General features: G+C 48.5%; 2 protein-coding genes and 1 pseudogene. All 3 read left to right on the top strand.

All coding sequences use genetic code 11. From position 1 onward, the window contains the following. Window positions 1-113, top strand: a pseudogene (locus R7R78_RS25410) (YeeE/YedE family protein); the annotation flags it as partial. A 10-nt stretch (window positions 114-123) separates the two neighbouring features. Continuing rightward, window positions 124-582: a YeeE/YedE family protein gene (locus R7R78_RS25405; protein WP_005460965.1), complete on the top strand. Its 459-nt coding sequence runs from the start codon at window positions 124-126 to the stop codon at window positions 580-582. A 28-nt stretch (window positions 583-610) separates the two neighbouring features. Then, window positions 611-820 (top strand): hypothetical protein (locus R7R78_RS25400; protein ID WP_225474534.1); only part of this gene is annotated, 210 nt, incomplete at its 3' end.

Here is an 820-nt window from a genome sequence, read left to right as displayed (position 1 = left end):
GCGGACACGGCATTTGTGGCATGGGCCGTTTGTCTAAGCGCTCTATTGTGGCGACCTGTGTATTTATGGCCGGCGCTGGCCTAACGGTATTCGTTCGACTTCACCTAGTTTAAGAGAGATTCCATGAACAAGACTATTTTTCGTTTTTCTGCTCTTTTGAGCGGTGTGTTATTCGGTATGGGCATGGCGGTGTCCGGCATGATCGACCCAGCTAAAGTCATTGGATTTTTAGATATTTCTGGCAGTTGGGATCCAAGTTTGGCTTTTGTGATGGGCGGCGCACTCGCGGTATTCATGCCAAGCTATTTTTTAATCATCAAGCCGAGAAAACAATCAGTTAGCGGTGAAGCGTTTTGCACACCAACCAATAAGAACATCGACGGACGTTTGTTATCTGGTGCGGCGATCTTTGGTTTAGGTTGGGGTTTGGCAGGTATTTGCCCTGGCCCTGCAGTTGCGAGTCTGGCATTAGGCAACGTGAGCATTGTAGTGTTCTTCCTTGCGATGTTAGTTGGATCTCTGTTCGCGAAAGCGATCATTACTAACCGTAACGCGAAGAAGATGAAAACCGCGAACGCGTAAACAATCAATCTGATATGGAGGGGAAAGGATGCCCGACAAACTAAAGCGAAGTTTTGTTCAGTCTGTGATGAACAGCTTGTTCCCTCCGATCATGATTTTACTCGCGCTTGTGGTCGGTGCCGCGGCCTTGTGGTTGACACCGAAAGAGGAAGACCCGCAAATCGTTGTGCCGATGGCAGATGTATTGGTTTCGGCTCCCGGACTCAGCGCTTCTCAAGTCGAAAATCAAATCACTGAA

Source organism: Vibrio sp. 2134-1 (assembly GCF_033339495.1).
The sequence above is the reverse complement of the archived record's forward strand: the minus strand, read 5'-3'. Positions and strand labels throughout refer to the sequence as shown.

Bases quoted from the DNA above. Each gene is read 5' to 3' on its own strand.
- R7R78_RS25405 (WP_005460965.1), top strand. From the start codon at position 124: ATGAACAAGACTATTTTTCGTTTTTCTGCTCTTTTGAGCGGTGTGTTA.